This window comes from Sorangium sp. So ce426 (genome assembly GCF_051475585.1).
Lineage (GTDB): Bacteria > Myxococcota_A > Polyangia > Polyangiales > Polyangiaceae > Sorangium > Sorangium cellulosum_B.
In genome coordinates this window covers 1,679,960-1,694,277 of the sequence record NZ_CP150341.1, presented here as the reverse complement: position 1 = coordinate 1,694,277, position 14,318 = coordinate 1,679,960, and the positions used below count along the sequence as shown (strand labels likewise).

Annotated in this window: 18 protein-coding genes; 12 read left to right on the top strand and 6 right to left on the bottom strand. The window is 69.4% G+C overall.

Annotation, left to right across the window (positions count from 1 at the left end; translation table 11 throughout):
- Nucleotides 1-80: 80 nt before the first annotated feature.
- Nucleotides 81-926: a ketopantoate reductase family protein gene (locus WMF44_RS06320; RefSeq protein WP_437298212.1), complete on the bottom strand. Its 846-nt coding sequence runs from the start codon at nt 924-926 to the stop codon at nt 81-83.
- Nucleotides 927-1,022: 96 nt separating this feature from the next.
- On the opposite strand from WMF44_RS06320, the gene WMF44_RS06315 reads away from it, so the two are divergent.
- The 4 genes from WMF44_RS06315 to WMF44_RS06300 all read left to right on the top strand — a co-directional run bounded on the left by WMF44_RS06315 (nt 1,023) and on the right by WMF44_RS06300 (nt 3,681).
- Nucleotides 1,023-1,889: a LysR family transcriptional regulator gene (locus tag WMF44_RS06315; RefSeq protein ID WP_437298211.1), complete on the top strand. Its 867-nt coding sequence runs from the start codon at nt 1,023-1,025 to the stop codon at nt 1,887-1,889.
- Between the two features lie 201 nt (nt 1,890-2,090).
- Nucleotides 2,091-2,756, top strand: coding sequence for a TetR/AcrR family transcriptional regulator (locus WMF44_RS06310; RefSeq protein WP_437298210.1), 666 nt, complete (start codon nt 2,091-2,093; stop codon nt 2,754-2,756).
- A 17-nt stretch (nt 2,757-2,773) separates the two neighbouring features.
- On the top strand, nt 2,774-3,070 hold the full coding sequence (locus WMF44_RS06305) for a YciI family protein (RefSeq protein ID WP_437298209.1): 297 nt from the start codon (nt 2,774-2,776) through the stop codon (nt 3,068-3,070).
- Nucleotides 3,067-3,681 carry a DNA-3-methyladenine glycosylase I gene (locus WMF44_RS06300; RefSeq protein WP_437298208.1) on the top strand — a complete coding sequence of 205 codons (615 nt, stop codon included), beginning with the start codon at nt 3,067-3,069 and terminating at the stop codon, nt 3,679-3,681. The genes WMF44_RS06305 and WMF44_RS06300 overlap by 4 nt, the downstream gene beginning before the upstream one ends.
- A 58-nt stretch (nt 3,682-3,739) precedes the next feature.
- Here WMF44_RS06300 and WMF44_RS06295 read toward each other — a convergent pair whose 3' ends face one another.
- Together WMF44_RS06295 and WMF44_RS06290 are read right to left on the bottom strand one after the other, a co-directional pair.
- Nucleotides 3,740-5,146: an MFS transporter gene (locus WMF44_RS06295; RefSeq protein ID WP_437298207.1), complete on the bottom strand. Its 1,407-nt coding sequence runs from the start codon at nt 5,144-5,146 to the stop codon at nt 3,740-3,742.
- Nucleotides 5,143-5,682, bottom strand: coding sequence for a hypothetical protein (locus WMF44_RS06290; RefSeq protein ID WP_437298206.1), 540 nt, complete (start codon nt 5,680-5,682; stop codon nt 5,143-5,145). Before WMF44_RS06290 ends, WMF44_RS06295 begins: the two co-directional genes overlap by 4 nt.
- A gap of 149 nt (nt 5,683-5,831) precedes the next feature.
- On the opposite strand from WMF44_RS06290, the gene WMF44_RS06285 reads away from it, so the two are divergent.
- Nucleotides 5,832-6,791, top strand: a complete 960-nt coding sequence (locus tag WMF44_RS06285) for a LysR family transcriptional regulator (RefSeq protein ID WP_437298205.1) — start codon at nt 5,832-5,834, stop codon at nt 6,789-6,791.
- Between the two features lie 34 nt (nt 6,792-6,825).
- Here the strand turns inward: WMF44_RS06285 and WMF44_RS06280 are convergent, their stop codons facing one another.
- Entirely contained in the window at nt 6,826-7,890 is a 1,065-nt protein-coding gene (locus WMF44_RS06280) for an NAD(P)-dependent alcohol dehydrogenase (protein ID WP_437298204.1), read from the bottom strand.
- Between the two features lie 419 nt (nt 7,891-8,309).
- Between WMF44_RS06280 and WMF44_RS06275 the strand changes: the two genes are divergently transcribed.
- Nucleotides 8,310-8,804, top strand: coding sequence for a DUF421 domain-containing protein (locus WMF44_RS06275; RefSeq protein WP_437298203.1), 495 nt, complete (start codon nt 8,310-8,312; stop codon nt 8,802-8,804).
- 45 nt (nt 8,805-8,849) lie between these two features.
- Here the strand turns inward: WMF44_RS06275 and WMF44_RS06270 are convergent, their stop codons facing one another.
- Nucleotides 8,850-9,806: a LysR family transcriptional regulator gene (locus WMF44_RS06270; protein ID WP_437298202.1), complete on the bottom strand. Its 957-nt coding sequence runs from the start codon at nt 9,804-9,806 to the stop codon at nt 8,850-8,852.
- A 379-nt stretch (nt 9,807-10,185) separates the two neighbouring features.
- Here WMF44_RS06270 and WMF44_RS06265 point away from each other — a divergent pair, with 379 nt between their 5' ends.
- The 6 genes from WMF44_RS06265 to WMF44_RS06240 all read left to right on the top strand — a co-directional run bounded on the left by WMF44_RS06265 (nt 10,186) and on the right by WMF44_RS06240 (nt 13,665).
- Nucleotides 10,186-10,878, top strand: coding sequence for an O-methyltransferase (locus WMF44_RS06265; protein WP_437301537.1), 693 nt, complete (start codon nt 10,186-10,188; stop codon nt 10,876-10,878).
- A gap of 220 nt (nt 10,879-11,098) precedes the next feature.
- Nucleotides 11,099-11,992 (top strand): hypothetical protein, encoded by an 894-nt coding sequence (locus tag WMF44_RS06260; protein ID WP_437298201.1) that lies wholly within the window; start codon nt 11,099-11,101, stop codon nt 11,990-11,992.
- 334 nt (nt 11,993-12,326) lie between these two features.
- Nucleotides 12,327-12,467: a hypothetical protein gene (locus WMF44_RS06255; protein WP_437298200.1), complete on the top strand. Its 141-nt coding sequence runs from the start codon at nt 12,327-12,329 to the stop codon at nt 12,465-12,467.
- Nucleotides 12,468-12,678: 211 nt separating this feature from the next.
- Nucleotides 12,679-12,837, top strand: coding sequence for a hypothetical protein (locus WMF44_RS06250; RefSeq protein WP_437298199.1), 159 nt, complete (start codon nt 12,679-12,681; stop codon nt 12,835-12,837).
- Complete coding sequence (locus WMF44_RS06245) at nt 12,834-13,457, top strand: hypothetical protein (protein WP_437298198.1); 624 nt, start codon at nt 12,834-12,836, stop codon at nt 13,455-13,457. Before WMF44_RS06250 ends, WMF44_RS06245 begins: the two co-directional genes overlap by 4 nt.
- Nucleotides 13,441-13,665: a hypothetical protein gene (locus WMF44_RS06240; RefSeq protein WP_437298197.1), complete on the top strand. Its 225-nt coding sequence runs from the start codon at nt 13,441-13,443 to the stop codon at nt 13,663-13,665. The genes WMF44_RS06245 and WMF44_RS06240 overlap by 17 nt, the downstream gene beginning before the upstream one ends.
- Here the strand turns inward: WMF44_RS06240 and WMF44_RS06235 are convergent.
- A complete protein-coding gene (locus tag WMF44_RS06235; protein WP_437298196.1) occupies nt 13,637-14,311 on the bottom strand; it encodes a hypothetical protein in 675 nt (224 codons plus the stop codon). The genes WMF44_RS06240 and WMF44_RS06235 overlap by 29 nt on opposite strands.
- Between the last annotated feature and the right edge of the window lie 7 nt (nt 14,312-14,318).

The window sequence follows — 14,318 nt, the reverse complement described above, 5'->3', positions numbered from 1 at the left end:
GTCCGGCCAGCGATCTGGGGCGAGATTTCAACGCAAAGCCGCAAAGTCGCAAAGCCGCAAAAAAGAACAGATTGATACCTCTACGGGCGGATCGCCAGCAGCTCGGCGGCCTGACTCGGCGCCGCGGTCGCCACCATGTCGATGAGCATCCGGGGCTCGGCGGCGCCGAGCGCGCCGAGCTTCCGGAGCTCCTGGGTGCGGCTCATGAGCCACAACAAGCCGGTCGTGAGCGGGCGCGGCAGACGGCTGAGCAGCGCCACCACGGCGGGCTCGACGGCGTGGCCCAGGCCGCGCACGATGTGAAACCCCTGGGCGAGCGCGGCGGCGTAGCGGCGCGCCTCAGGCCAGGTGATGCCGGCGTTCCGGTGCGCCACGACGACGCCGATCGACATGAGGGGGATCACCATGGCGGCGTGCGAGCGCAACCATCCGTGCATATCGGCGCTTGTCACGGTCGGGATCCCCGCAGCGCCGAACACCTTCGCCCAGGCCGCATCGCCCACGGTGGTGCCGGGCAGGATGCGCCTCCGCAGCTCGCCGTCGATGAGATGCGCCAGCACGCCGCCGGGGAAGCCGAACGAGAAGCGCTCGGCGCCCACCGCGTCCCGCAGTCGATCCAGCGGCTCGAAGGTGTTGAACATGAACATGATGTGTCGCGCGGCGCTCTGTCGCAGCGCGGGCAGGACGCTGTCGACCTGAGGCGCCAGCACCGTCACGAGCACGAGATCGTACGGGACGCTCGGGTCGAGCGTGCCGGCGACGGCCACAGGGGCGCGCGCGCCGTCGGTCAGGACGATGGCGCGGTCTTCCCGCAGGCGCTCCAGCCGCGCGCCGCGCGCGACGGCCGTGACCTCGTGGCCGGCCTTCGCCAGCTGGTAAGCGAATGTACTGCCGATGGCTCCTGTACCGAGCACTGCTATTTTCATAAAGACAGCATAACCTGCGCCGCACCATGAATGTTTTGCGCAGATACAAAACGGTTTTGCATGGACGAAGATCCGCCGAGATGGCAGGGTCGCCCCATGGACTGGGACGATTGTCGTGTGCTGCTCGAGGTCCACCGCCGCGGGAGCTTCCTCGCGGCCGGACAGCGCCTCGGCATGTCGGCCTCCACGGTCATGCGCCGCGTCTCGACGCTCGAGCGCGCGCTCGGGCGCTCCGTCGTCCACCGGACGAGCCACGGGGTGCGGCTCGAACGCGAGGCCCTCGCGCTCGTAAAGATCGCCGCCGGGTTCGAGCAGGCGCTCGGGGCGCACGATCGTGAACGAGCCGGCACCGTGCGCCTCTCCGTGCCGGAGGGGTTTGGCGCCGTGGCAGCCCAGGCGGCGCGGCGATGCTGGGAGCAGGACCGGACGACCATCGTCGAGGTGTCGGTCGAGTCGCGGCTCGTCGACCTGGCGGAGCGCGAGGCCGACATCGGGCTCCGCGGGGGTCGTTCGGCCTCGAACGTGCTCATCGAGAAGCGCGTCGGCGAAGTGAAGCCGGCTCTGTACGCGAGCGCCGCTTACCTGGCAGCGCATCTGCCCGGACGCCTGGTCACGAGAGACGACTACACGGGCCAGCGCTTCATCGTCGATGAGCGGATCACCCAGGGACTCGGCCCCTTCCGCTGGCTCGTGGAGCGCGGCGCGCAGAGCTTCCCGCTTCGTTCAAACGCCGTGGAGACGCGGCTCGAGGCAGCGCGGGCAGGCATGGGCATCGTCGTGCACGCGGCCGGCGTCGATGTTCCGGGCCTGGAGCCCGTGGCGCTCGACGCCCCGGGTCCGTCGCTTCCGTTCTACGTCGTGATGCATCGAGAGCTGCGCCAGGTGCCGCGCATGCGCGCGATGGCGAGGGCGTTGGGTGAGATGTTCGCGGAGTACACGACCAAGGCCACCGCTCGCGGATAACAGCGGGCCCTCGCGCCGCTCCAGCGTGCCGACCGGCGCGACGGCGGGAGGGTGCTGCAGACGCCGCCGGTCCGCGACCGTGCCCGCTGATGCCCCGGGTCGTGGCAGGGCGGGCGCGGCGACGCTTGACAGCCTAGGACAATCGTCCTACAAGTTCGACTCTCCGCGGCTGCGACAGCGGCCGTCCGGCGAGGCGACGCTGTGAGCAACCCGACGACGCGCGCTCAGATCGTTCAAGCGGCCGATGGCCTCTTCTATCGACGGGGCTACGAGCACACATCCTTCGCCGATATCGCGGAGGCCGTCGGTATTTCACGCGGCAACTTCTATTACCACTTCAAGACGAAGGACGAGATCCTGGATGCGGTGATCGACGAGCGCCTCGCCAATACGCAGCAGATGCTCGATCGGTGGGAGGCCGAGGGGAGCAGCCCCGCGGACCGCATACGTAGCTTCATCGGGATCTTGATCGCGAACCGCGCCAGCATCAAGCGATACGGTTGCCCCGTCGGCACCCTGTGCGCCGAGCTCGCAAAGCTGGACCACCCTTCCCGGCCGGGAGCCAACCGGCTGTTCACGCTCTTCCGGACGTGGCTGAGCCGGCAGTTCGCCCTGCTCGGCCGGGCGGACGACGCCGATGAGCTCGCGATGCACCTCCTGGCCCGGAGCCAGGGGGTGGCCACGCTGGCGAGCGCCTTCCACGACGAGGCCTTCATCGCGCAGGAAGTGGAGCAGATGCACGCGTGGTTGCTGTCGCTGACGACCAGCGCCGCCCCGCCTGGCCCCGACGCTCGGTCAGAGCGGGGGAGCCAGGCGACGCAACGCAATACGACACGTGGCCGTCCCCGCGGCAGACGTGAGCCGTAACACCAGGAGCATGCGCCGTGTTTCTTGTCCTTCTCAAGTTCTCCGACAACAAGGGTCAGGCCAGCCTGTACATGGAGCAACACAACGCCTGGATCCGGCGTGGCTTCGACGAAGGCGTGTTCGTGCTGGTCGGGAGCCTGAAGCCCCACGGCGGCGGCGGCATCCTCGCGCATCGGACCACGATGGAGGAGCTTCGCGACAGGGTGAACGGCGATCCGTTCGTCACCGCGGGCGTCGTCAGCGCCGAGATCCTCGAAATCGCGCCGTCTCGAGTCGACGAGCGGCTCGGGTTCCTGCGAGGCGACGCGCCATGAGCACCGCGACGATCGTGGGGCCCGACGGCCGAGCGCGTTGCCGCTGGTCCGGCGCGGCGCCGGAGTTCATCGACTACCACGATCGCGAGTGGGGGTTTCCTGTCAGCGACGACCGCCGGCTGTTCGAGAAGCTGAGCCTCGAGGGCTTCCAGTCCGGGTTGAGCTGGCGCACCGTCCTCGCCAAGCGTGAGAGCTTCCGCGCGGTGTTCCACGGCTTCGACGTCGACGAGATCGCCCGCTTCACGGGGCGAGACGTCGAGCGGCTCCTCGGAGACGAGCGGATCATCCGCCACCGCGGCAAGATCGAGGCGGTCATCCACAACGCTCGATGCGCCAGAGAGCTCGTCGCGCGCGAGGGCTCGCTGGCGGCGTTCGTCTGGCGCTACGAGCCCGAGGCGGAGCGGCTCGCGCGCCCGCAGACCGTATCGACCTCACCGGAGTCGGTCGCCCTCTCGAAGGATCTGAAGAAGCTCGGCTGGAAGTTCGTCGGCCCCACGACGGTGTACGCGTTCATGCAGGCGATGGGGCTTGTGAACGATCACGTCGAGGGCTGCGTCATCCGAGGAGACGTCGAGCGCTCGCGCGAGCGATTCAAGCGCCCCCGGCGCTGACAGCCCGCACCCGTCACGGTCGGGACACCACGGCTTTCAGCTGCCCATCCGCCCACCGTCATGGCTCGCGGTGCGAGCCAGCGCGCAGCGCGCTGACGATCCCGGCGCTCAGCGTCAGCGCGGCGCCGATACCGAGGCCGATGCGCGGCGCGGCATCCACTGGCATGAGCGTGAAGAGCAAGGTCATGACGACGGCGCCCGCCGTCTGGCCGGCCAGCCGCGCGGTGCCCTGCATGCCGCCCGCGGCGGCGCTCCGCGCGCGCGGCGCCGCGAGGAACATGTTGCGGTTGTTCGGCACCTGGAACAGGCCAAAGCCCGCGCCGCACAGCGCCACGAACGGCACCAGCGACAGCGCGCCGCCGTGCGCCGGCGACAGCGCGAGCGCGGCGAGCCCCAGCGCGAGACACCCCGCGCCCGCCGCGCACAGCCAGGCCGTCGAGATGCGGTCGGCGAGGCGGCCCGCGACGGGCGCCAGGAGGGCCACGCTCAGCGGCCAGGGCGTGATCAGCAGCCCGGTGGCCAAAGCATCCTGGCCAAAGCCGTGCCGCAGATAGAAGGGCAGCGCGACGAGCGCCGAGGCCTGCCCCGCGAAGCACGCGACCGAGGCGATCACGGAGACGCGAAACGAACGGCTGCGCAGCAGGTCGAGCGGCACCAGGGGCGCCTCCTTCGGCAGCTCGCGGCGGAGCAGCAGCGTCGCGCTCAGGACGGCCGCGGCGAGCAAGCCGGCCCCGAGCGCCGGCGCCGCCGGCAGCAGCTCCGCACCTGTGATCAGCGCGCCGAAGGCCCCCGCGCTCAGCGCCATGCTCGTCGCGTCCAGCGCCCGCGCCGTGCCGGGGACCTCGGGGAGGCCGCGCGAGGCGAGCAGCACCGCCACGCCGAGCGGAAGATTGACGGCGAACAGCCAGGGCCAGCTCGCGCTCGAGAGCAGCACGGCGCCGACCGTGGGCGCCGCGGCCGAGGAAAGCGCCACGGCGAGCGCGTTCCAGCCGATGGCGGCTGCCAGCTGCGCCTGCGGAACCACGAAGCGCAGCAGCGCCACCCCGAGCGCCATCACGGCGGCGCCCCCGAGCCCCTGCAAGAAGCGCGCAGCGACAAGCCAGTGGAGCGACGGCGCCAGCGCGCACAGCGCCGACGCGCCCGTGAACAGCCCGACGCCCGCCGTGAACACGGCGCGATAACCCAGGCTCTCGCCCAGCGCGGCGCACGGCAACAGAGCCATCACCAGCCCGAGCTGGTAGGCGCTGACGACGCGCACCGACGCGGCGGGCGTCACCTGGAGCGCGTGCGCCAGCGCAGGCAGCGCCACGTTGGCGATGCCCGCGGAGAGCACCACAAGCACCATGGCCGCGAGCACGCACGCGATCGCCTCCGCCCGCGCCGGGCCCTGCGCACAGGAAGCCGCCTGATCGCGCGCCCCGCTCGGCAGGGGCGCGCCCGCGATCGAGGTGCGCAGCGCCATCATGTTCCCACCGTCCAGACGCCGTTGCGCTCGACATAGCGGGTCACGCGCCGCGCGACCTGATCTTCCTGTCGGAGATCGCGCTCGGTGAAACGGAACAGCAGCGCCGGGCCGGCGACGCAGCGCGTGTCGTGGATGTCTCCCGGCAAGAACAGCTGCGCCTGCCCGGCGCGCAGCAGCGTCTCGTCACGCTTGACCAGCTGGACGCCGGCCCCGGTCTCCACGCGAGCGTAGGTCGACATCGCGACCTCTCCGCGCTGCACGGCGTAGATCACCCAGCTGCGACCGTGGTCATGCGGCGGGCGGTAGAGCCCGGCCTGCTCGGTGTGGGCCTGCAGCACGAAGCCGTGCCTCGCGTCCCGGTAGAGCTCCCTGGACGCGGGCGCCTCCTCGTGCAGCGCCGCGAGCCAGGGCTCGGCGGCGTCCGCCTTCGCCAGCTGTTCCAGGTGATCGCGACAGCTGGCGACAAGGTCGCTGCTGAGCGGTCCCCAGCTGGCGCGGGTGCGATGGACGAACAGGTCAAGGGCGTTCTCGGTCATGGGTGGCCTCCGGCTCGGCTCGAATCGACGTGATCCGCGCTTCGACGTCGAAGCTAGAGCGCCGGCGCGGATTGCGGAACGCGCAACGATCGCAATCACTATGTGCATCCGACGCTATAGTTCACCCCGACCTCTGCTAGCCTGGCGGCGTGTCGCTGCCTGATCTGAACCTGCTCGTGACGCTCGACGTGCTGCTCACGGAAGGCAGCGTCACCGGCGCGGCCCGACGCCTGCGCCTGAGCCCGTCGGCGATGAGTCGGGCGCTCGCGCGCCTGCGGGAGACCCTGGGCGACCCCCTGCTGGTGCGCGCCGGACGCGGCCTGGTGCCGACCCCGCGCGCGCTCGAGCTGCGCGAGCGCGTGAGCCACCTGGTGCAGGGCGCCGAGGCCGTCCTGCGCCCGGCCGAGAAGCTCGATCTGAAGCGCCTGGTGCGCACCTTCACGCTGCGCACCAGCGAGGGCTTCGTCGAGAGCTTCGGTCCAGCCCTGATCGAGCGCACCGGCGCCGAGGCGCCAGGCGTCCGGCTGCGCTTCGTGGCCAAGCCCGACAAGGACAGCGCGCCGCTGCGCACGGGCGCCGTCGACCTCGAGACGGGCGTCGTCGACGAGGACACCAGCCCCGAGCTGCGGACCCAGGCGCTGTTCCGCGACCGCTTCATCGGCGTCGTGCGCGGCGACCACCCCCTCGGCCGCGCGAAGATCACGCCCGCGCGCTACGCCGCCGGACGCCACGTCGTGTTCTCGCGGCGCGGCGTGGCCAAGGGGCGCATCGACGAGAGCCTGGCCGCGCTCGGCCTGGCGCGCGAGGTGGTGACCATCGTCGGCGGGTTCGCCACGGCGATCGCCCTGGCGCGCGCGACCGACCTGATCGCCACCGTTCCGGATCACCACACAAGGAGCCTGCGCGACGGCCTGTTCAGCTTCGCGCTGCCCTTCGCCGCGCCGGAGATCACGGTGTCTTTGCTGTGGCACCCGAGGCTGGACGCGGACCCCGCTCACCGCTGGTTGCGCGACAGCGTGCGGGAGGTCGTGGCAGGCGGGGAAGAGACGGCGGCGGGGAAAGGGCGTGCTGGGCAGCGCCGCGAGCCACGGAAGAGGCGAAGGGGCTAGCGCCGCCCCTCGGCTTCGACGATGACCTGTGGCTTTACCCCTGTGGCCCGGCGGCCAGGCTGGCGGTGTCGATGACGAAGCGATACTTGACGTCGCTTCTGAGCATCCGCTCGTACGCCTGTTCGATCCGCTGGATCGGAATCACCTCGATGTCGGCGACGATCCCCTTCTCCGCGCAGAAATCGAGCATCTCCTGCGTCTCGGCGATGCCGCCGATCGTCGACCCGGCGATCGTCCTGCGCTTGAGCACGAGGTTGAAGACGGCGGGCGACGGGTGGGCGTCCTTCGGCACGCCCACGAGCACCAGGGCGCCGTCCCGCCTGAGCAGCCTCGTGAAGGCGTCGAGGTCATGGCTCACCGCGACCGTGTCCAAGATCATGTCGAAGCTCTCGGCGTGAGCGTCCATCTCGCTCGCGTTGCGCGACACAACGACCTCGTCCGCGCCGAGGGCCTTGGCGTCTTGCCGCTTCGACTCCGACGTCGTGAACGCGACGGTGTGCGCGCCCATCGCGTGGGCGAGCTTGACGCCCATGTGGCCGAGCCCGCCGATGCCCACCACGCCGATCTTCTTGCCGGGCCCGGCGTTCCAGTGCCGGAGCGGCGAATAGGTGGTGATGCCGGCGCAGAGCAGCGGGGCCACGGCCGCCAGCTGCTCCTCGCGATGGCTGATCTTCACCACGTACTTGTCATTGACGACGATCCGCTGGGAGTAGCCGCCCAGCGTGTGCCCGGGGGCGTCCGGGGTCGGAGAGTTGTAGGTGAGCGTCATGCCCCTCTCGCAGTACTGCTCGAGGTGATCGGCGCAGGACGCGCAGGTGCCGCAGCTGTCGACCATGCAGCCGACGCCGACCAGCTCGCCCTCCTTGAAGCGAGATACCTGGGCTCCCACAGCGGACACCCGCCCCACGATCTCGTGCCCAGGAACGCACGGATAGAGCGTGCCCGCCCATTCACCTCGGACGGTGTGCAAGTCCGAGTGGCAGACGCCGCAGTAGACGATGTCGATCTGCACGTCGTGGTCGCCCGGGGCGCGACGAAAGATGTCGAGCGCCTCCAGCGGCTTGTCGGCGGCATGGGCACCAAAGGCTTTCACGGTCATCGTTTACTCCTGGAAGAGCTTGAGCTCCTGGAAGGGGGAGGATCGGCCCTGCCAGCTCGTCGGCTGCCGGGCCACGTGCGGCACTATAGTGCGCTCGGCGCCGGCGGTGAACCAGCGCGCCGAGCTGGCATAAACACGAGCAAATACGATAATTTAGCAAGCAGCGCACCGAGCGCCCCCTCCTCGCCCGCGCGGCACACGGTCTGGAGCGGTCCCCTTCTTGCGAGGGCCCCTCCAGCGCGAACGAAGCAGTGCTCCCGTGCCCCCGAAGGAGGCGGCCATGCCCAGCAACACAGAGATGAGACACCTGCACCGCTGCGTCGAGCTCGCGGCGCTGGCGCGCTGGGCGGCCGCGAACCTCGATCCCGGCTTCCATCCCGCGCGCTGACGCGCGTGGCCGTACCGGTGGGAGGACGCCCATGGAAGGGAACTTCGGTTTTTCCAAGCCCCTCTGGGAGATCGCCCTGCGCACGACGCTCGTCTATCTCGCCCTCGTGATCCTGATCCGCGTCATCCCCAAGCGACGCACCGGGCATCTCTCACCGAACGACATGCTCGCCCTCATTCTCATCGGTGGTATGGCCGCCGACGGCATCATGGGCGGCTCGAGCTCGCCCGCGGACACCTTGCTCATGATCGCGCTCATCGTCGCCTGGGGCTACGTGCTCGATATCCTGGAGTTCCGCGTCCCCTTCTTCCGGCGTTGCCTGCGCGACACGCAGACGACCCTCGTCCGAGACGGCCGCCCGCAGTGGGAGAACATGCGCCGGGAGATGGTCACCGAGGAGGAGCTGCTGGCGGCCCTTCGCAGGCAAGGGATCACGGACATCACCACCGTGCGCTCTGCCTGCCTCGAGGCGGACGGGGAGATCAGCGTGGTCAAGGAGCAGGGTGCGCAGGGCGGCGAGCCGTGAGGCGGGTCATCGACCCATGTCCTCGAAGCGCTCGGCCCGTTGTCTCTAGCCGCGTCGCGGTCGCCGCTGGCGCTCGCTCTCCTGTCTGCGCGGCCCCATCTCCCGATCGCGAAGCGCGGCGCCGAACTCACGTACCAGGTCGACGAGCGGTCGGAGCAGGAGAGACTGCGCGTCGGGCCGCCACATCGCGATGTTGCGCATCTCCAGGCCGAGATCGCTGACCGGCTTCCAGATCGCGGTGCCGACCGCGAGGAAGGGCGCCGCGGGCTCCGCGCCGAAGGTCAATCCGAAGCCGCTCGCCACGAGCGTCAACAGGGCTTCTCCGTCGAGGATCTCCGAAGCCACGTTCAGGGTCACGCCGCGCGCGCGAACGGCGGCGATGATGTCGTCATACAAACGAGGGTTGCTCTTCCGCGGATCCATGAGCATGGGCTCGTTCGCCAGGTCCTTGACCTTGATCATGGATCTTGTCGCCAGAGGGTGCTGCTCCGGCACGATGATCCCCAGGCGATGCCGGGCAAGCACGACGCTCTGGAGCGAGGAGTCATCCGGGACGTAGTTCCCATAGCCGAGCGAGATCTGCCCCGCGCGCAAGGCGTCCCACTGCTGCGCGCTGCTCATGGGCACGAGCTCCACGTTCACTCGAGGCGCCTGCTCCCGAAACCGCGCGAGGATCGTCGATAACGGCCCTACATACGCAGAGCCGCTCTCGAACCCGATCGTGACCGTCCCGATCTGGCCTTCGGCCGTCTCCCGCGCCTCTTTCGCCGCGGCGTCCACGTCCGAGAGGATCGTCTTCGCCCTGTCCAGGAGCAGCCGCCCGGCGGGCGTGAGCTTCACGCCGCGCCCCGATGGCTCGAAGAGCTCGGCGCCGATCTCCTCCTCGATCTGCTGCATCTGACGGCTCAACGGCGACTGTGATACGTGCAGCTTCTCCGCCGCGCGCCTGAAGTTCTCCTCCTCGGCGATGGCGATGAAGTAGCGCAGGTGACGGAGCTCCATCGGTCTGATCCTCGATCCCAGGGCTGGCCTCGGCCCCCCATCGATGCTCAGCAGGTCTCAAATCGAGCCCAATATCGTCCTGGACGACTCGGTTGTCAAACGGTGCTCATCACGCAGGGTCATGAAGGTCGCAAGGAATCGCCTGGCAGGCGCCGTCCCGGCCTCTTGAGCCGTCGGATCCGGGCGCGAGCTCATTGGGCACCGGGCAAAGAAGGGCCCGACTGAGACCCTTCTTGGACAGCTCGATGAGGAGCGGGCGCCGACGCGCCTGCCCATCGATGCAGCGCAGCGCGCCTCTTCCGAGAGGCCACCAGTCACCGAGTCAACGACCAGGCGCCGCGCGCATGGCCGTTCATTGAGAAGGAAAGGGATTAAAGAGATGAATTCGATCAGCAACGGCCAGATCGCGGAGGTCCTCGAGCGTCTTCACCGGGAAGCGGAGGCGGCCGACGCGCCGCTGGCCGCCAGCGCAGCGAGCGAGGCGGCCACCAGGGAAGAGATGATCACCCGGCTCCTCAAGGACGAAGCCAGCGATCTGAAGAGCACGTACCGCGGGTTCGCGGAGAATTTCCTCAACGTCTCCCCGGATTTCGGGCGTTTCCTCTACATGTGTGCCCGCGCATGCAAGGCCAAGTGCATCGTGGAGTTCGGCTCCTCGATGGGGATCTCCACGATCTACCTGGCGACCGCGCTGCGCGATATGGGCGGCGGCCGCTTGATTGGGACCGACCTTGTGCCCAGCAAAGTCGAGCGGGCGCGGGCGAACGTCGCCGCCGCCGGGCTGTCCGGCATCGTCGAGCTCCGGGTCGGTGATGCGCGAGAGACCCTCGCGTCGGGCGTCGGCGGCGATATCGACATGGTGTTGCTCGACGGCGCCTTCACCCTTTATCTGGACGTTCTCAAGCTGCTCGAGCCGCATCTGAAGCCTGGCGCGATCATCATCGGCGAGAACGCGTTCGAGCAGGCCTCGGGCTATATCGACTACGTGCGCGACCCGCGGAACGGCTACCTCTCCCAGCCGCTCCCGTTCGAGGCGGGACGCGGCAACGAGCTCACGATCAGGACGGGTTGAGCACCCTGGCCGAGGCACGCTGACCCCGGCAGGACCGCCGCACGCCCGCCGGGGAAGTAGAGCGCGCGAACGCTGTCCCGGCGCGCACGTCACCCGGCACCAGCTCGGGGCGCGTGGCATCGGGTCGAATAGCCGCCTTGCGACAAAAGCGGCCACCCGACGCGCACCGTCCGCGTCGATTGCTGCCAACCCGGAAGCGCTGCCCGGGTAGAATGCGCCAGTGAGCAACGTGCCCAGCATCGCCGACGAGGTCGAGCGGTACCTCCGCACCGGCGAGACCGACGCATCCAACGCGGCGTGGCCCGGCGAGTTCATGGAGCGTGCGAACCGCGCCCACGAGGAGCTCCGAGGCGCGCTCGTTCGCGAGGTGCGGCGGCGAGCCGAAGGACTCGCGCACCAATTGCTGCCGCACGCCGACGCCGTCGCCATCACGCGCGGCAAGGTGGAGCCGATGGTGCGGGGGCTGTTCCCGCGGATCGAGCAGGACGCGGTGCTCGCGACGCTCGAGACGTCGGTCGTGTTCGTCACGAGCGCGAACATCGAGCCGCTCTTGCTGGAGCATGGATACGACAGCTCGGCGTGGACGCTCGCCAACCTGTACCTCGCGAGCCTCGGCGCGGATCTGCTCGGCGAGGACGCGCCGCGCCTCGTTGGCTTGAGCGAGGGGACGACCTGCTATGTCTCGGTTGAGTACTTCGCGGACGACGATCCGTTCGCCGACTTCATCGTTCACGAGGCGGCGCACGTCTTCCACAACTGCAAGCGCGCGACCGTCGGTCTTCGCGAGACGCGGACGAAGGAGTGGCTCCTCGACATCGAGTACCGCAAGCGCGAGACGTTCGCGTACTCGTGCGAGGCCTACGCGTGCATCCTCGCGCGCGCCAAGGGCCCGGCCGAGCGCCGTGCGCTCGCCGCGGAGTACGGTGCGACCGCGCGGCTCTCCGAGGAGCGGGTGGACGCGAGCGAGGTCGCAGACATCGTCGCGGACGCGGCGAGCGCACGGAACGGCTGGAAGATCATCCTCGCGCGGTGCGCTCCGGCGAGCCGTCCGCGGTCGGCTATCCAGCTGCTACGAGCGTCGTGGGCCGCTGAGGAGGCTGCCCGGCGTCGGTGATCGAGTCGGGTCCGGCATCCATGCATGTCGGCCCGTCGGCCCGGCACCCCTTCTACGTTGGCGTCCTCCCACTGCCGTCACGTTCACGGGGAGCCAGCACACGCATGCGCTATCGTCACATCACGATACTCTGGGCGCGGGGCGCCGACATCGAACTGCCGGAAGATCGGAGGGTCGGGCAGCGTCGCCACGCGGCGAACGGCAGCTGGAGGCCTCGGGCTGCTGGAGGACCTGCCCCCTTCCCGTCGGGCGTTCCAGCCGGTCGAAGGGGGTCATCCCTCGTCCGAGCTGGCATGGCACCGGGTCGGAGGGGGGCCGCATCGCGTTCTGCGGGGTGACACCGCCCGGCGTCGGCCTGGGAAGCAAGTCGGCCGCGGTCGTGGCGGTGGAGCCGGGCGCGTGCGCGCCGCAGGGCGGCGAGCCTGTCGGCGAGCTCCAGCCGGCCGAGCCGTCCACGTTCTGCTGCATCGCCTGACCTGCCGCGGCGATGAGGCGCACGTCGAACGCCTCGTCCGCCTCGACCAAGCGGCCCTTGAGCGGCGCCGCGAGCCCCGCGTAATCGCGGAGCGCTTGGCGATGCTCGCCTGAGCGTGCCTTGCGAACCGCTAGCGGTTCGCTATACTTACGGTATGCCTCAGCCGTCGAAGCGGGCTCGTCCGCGAAAGGGGCCCGATGGGCTGGACAAGGTGCTCTTCGTTCGCACGAATCAGGAGCTGCTTGACAAGCTCAACTTGCTCCTCGAGCGGCGCCAGCGTGAGAACCCGGGCGTGGCGCTTTCGCGCGCCGATGTAGCGCGCGCGATCCTGTGGGACGCGGTTCGGCGCGAAGGGTTGAACGAGGCATGACGAGCGAGGCCACGACATCCGTTCCCACACGGCAGATCGCCTTCGACTACGACCGCGCGGTCGTCGCGCTCCACGGTACGCGACGGAGCACCGCCGAGAGCCTCGTGGCAGGCATTCCGTTCGGCCAGAGCGAAGACGACGACGACTGGCTGGGACACGGGATCTACTTCTGGGAGTATGCGCCCCAGCAAGCCTGGTGGTGGGCCGAGCGGCGGTACGGCAAGCAAGACGCCGCCGTCGTCGGCGCGCTCGTACGGCTCGGTCGCTGCATCGATCTCCTCGACCCGAGCAACGCCGAGCTCCTGGCCCAGGCGCACCGCGATCTCGAGCTAGCGCTCAAGAGCGCCGGCCAGCAGCTGAAGAACAACGCGAACACCCACAAGTATCGAGACTGCGCGGTCTTCAACTACCTCTTTGCGAAGCTCTCACAGTCGAACCTCGAGGTGGAGAGCGCGCGTGCCGTCTTCGTCCCGCTGAAGGCCGGCAAGGGGCTGCCCCGCTTGTGGGATCGCATCGGCGTGTTCCGTGGTGCGCACATCCAGCTTTCGGTTCGCGAACCGAACAACATTCTGGCAGTCTGGCCAGTGAGGAAGGACGGCCGCTATGGCAAAGACCAGTAAAAAGAAGGTCGCACCCAGTGCTGGCCGACAGGCTCCGACGGGCGCGTGGACCCCCGACACGTTGCTATCGGCGCTGCAGCGAGGCACCGACGACGATCGCATCGAGGCGCTCAAGAAGGCGGGCATCATTGACGCGCGCGGCCAGCTCACGAAGACCTACAAGAACTGGGGCACCAAGGTTACCCGCACGCCCGACGCCGAAGCGTAGCTGCGCCGGCCGTTGCGAAGAGCGACGGAAGGCGTCGCCTTGCGCCGGCGACGGGCGGCCGTCCTGATAATGCTACCCGAGCCCAAGCTACGACGCCGACAGAACCTTTCGGACGAGACCTTGCACGGTCTGTTCGGAGCGAAGCGCCGATGCTTCGGCGATCAACGAGCAGGGGCTCTCCGAACGAAGCGGTCGTCGTGGGGAGCAACATGGCGGACTCCTTGGGGTCGTGGCTGAGCGCGTGGCGTTCGGAGACGAGGAGCCTCGCGATCGAGTCGCGAAGCGCGAGCAAGGAAGGGCGGACACGCTCGATGAGCGCCGCGTCGGAGGCCCTCACGAGAGAGCGCGGCGCCAGTTCGACGACGAGCTCCGAGGCGAGGCGCTCGATCTTCTGGTTGCGGCGATGCGTGGCCCCCGCCGGTTCGGCGGTCCACGTGGCCAGCTCCGCGCGGAGCCGTTCCTGGCTCGACGGCCAGTCGACGGTGAGCGCTGCCGCCGTCGAGGCGTCGACGGCGTTGCCCTGGCCAGGCACCCAGCCGACGATCCACTGGCTGATGCCGCCACCGACGTGCGTCGCCGTGAACGTCAGCAGCAGGTCGGCGGCGACCGCGCCGGGCTTGGCGACCGCTGCCGTAGACTCCTGCACGGCGGGA

Bases quoted from the DNA above. Each gene is read 5' to 3' on its own strand.
- WMF44_RS06320 (WP_437298212.1), bottom strand. From the start codon at position 926: ATGAAAATAGCAGTGCTCGGTACAGGAGCCATCGGCAGTACATTCGCT.
- WMF44_RS06315 (WP_437298211.1), top strand. From the start codon at position 1,023: ATGGACTGGGACGATTGTCGTGTGCTGCTCGAGGTCCACCGCCGCGGG.
- WMF44_RS06300 (WP_437298208.1), top strand. From the start codon at position 3,067: ATGAGCACCGCGACGATCGTGGGGCCCGACGGCCGAGCGCGTTGCCGC.
- WMF44_RS06295 (WP_437298207.1), bottom strand. From the start codon at position 5,146: ATGATGGCGCTGCGCACCTCGATCGCGGGCGCGCCCCTGCCGAGCGGG.
- WMF44_RS06290 (WP_437298206.1), bottom strand. From the start codon at position 5,682: ATGACCGAGAACGCCCTTGACCTGTTCGTCCATCGCACCCGCGCCAGC.
- WMF44_RS06280 (WP_437298204.1), bottom strand. From the start codon at position 7,890: ATGACCGTGAAAGCCTTTGGTGCCCATGCCGCCGACAAGCCGCTGGAG.
- WMF44_RS06275 (WP_437298203.1), top strand. From the start codon at position 8,310: ATGGAAGGGAACTTCGGTTTTTCCAAGCCCCTCTGGGAGATCGCCCTG.
- WMF44_RS06270 (WP_437298202.1), bottom strand. From the start codon at position 9,806: ATGGAGCTCCGTCACCTGCGCTACTTCATCGCCATCGCCGAGGAGGAG.
- WMF44_RS06265 (WP_437301537.1), top strand. From the start codon at position 10,186: ATGAATTCGATCAGCAACGGCCAGATCGCGGAGGTCCTCGAGCGTCTT.
- WMF44_RS06245 (WP_437298198.1), top strand. From the start codon at position 12,834: ATGACGAGCGAGGCCACGACATCCGTTCCCACACGGCAGATCGCCTTC.
- WMF44_RS06240 (WP_437298197.1), top strand. From the start codon at position 13,441: ATGGCAAAGACCAGTAAAAAGAAGGTCGCACCCAGTGCTGGCCGACAG.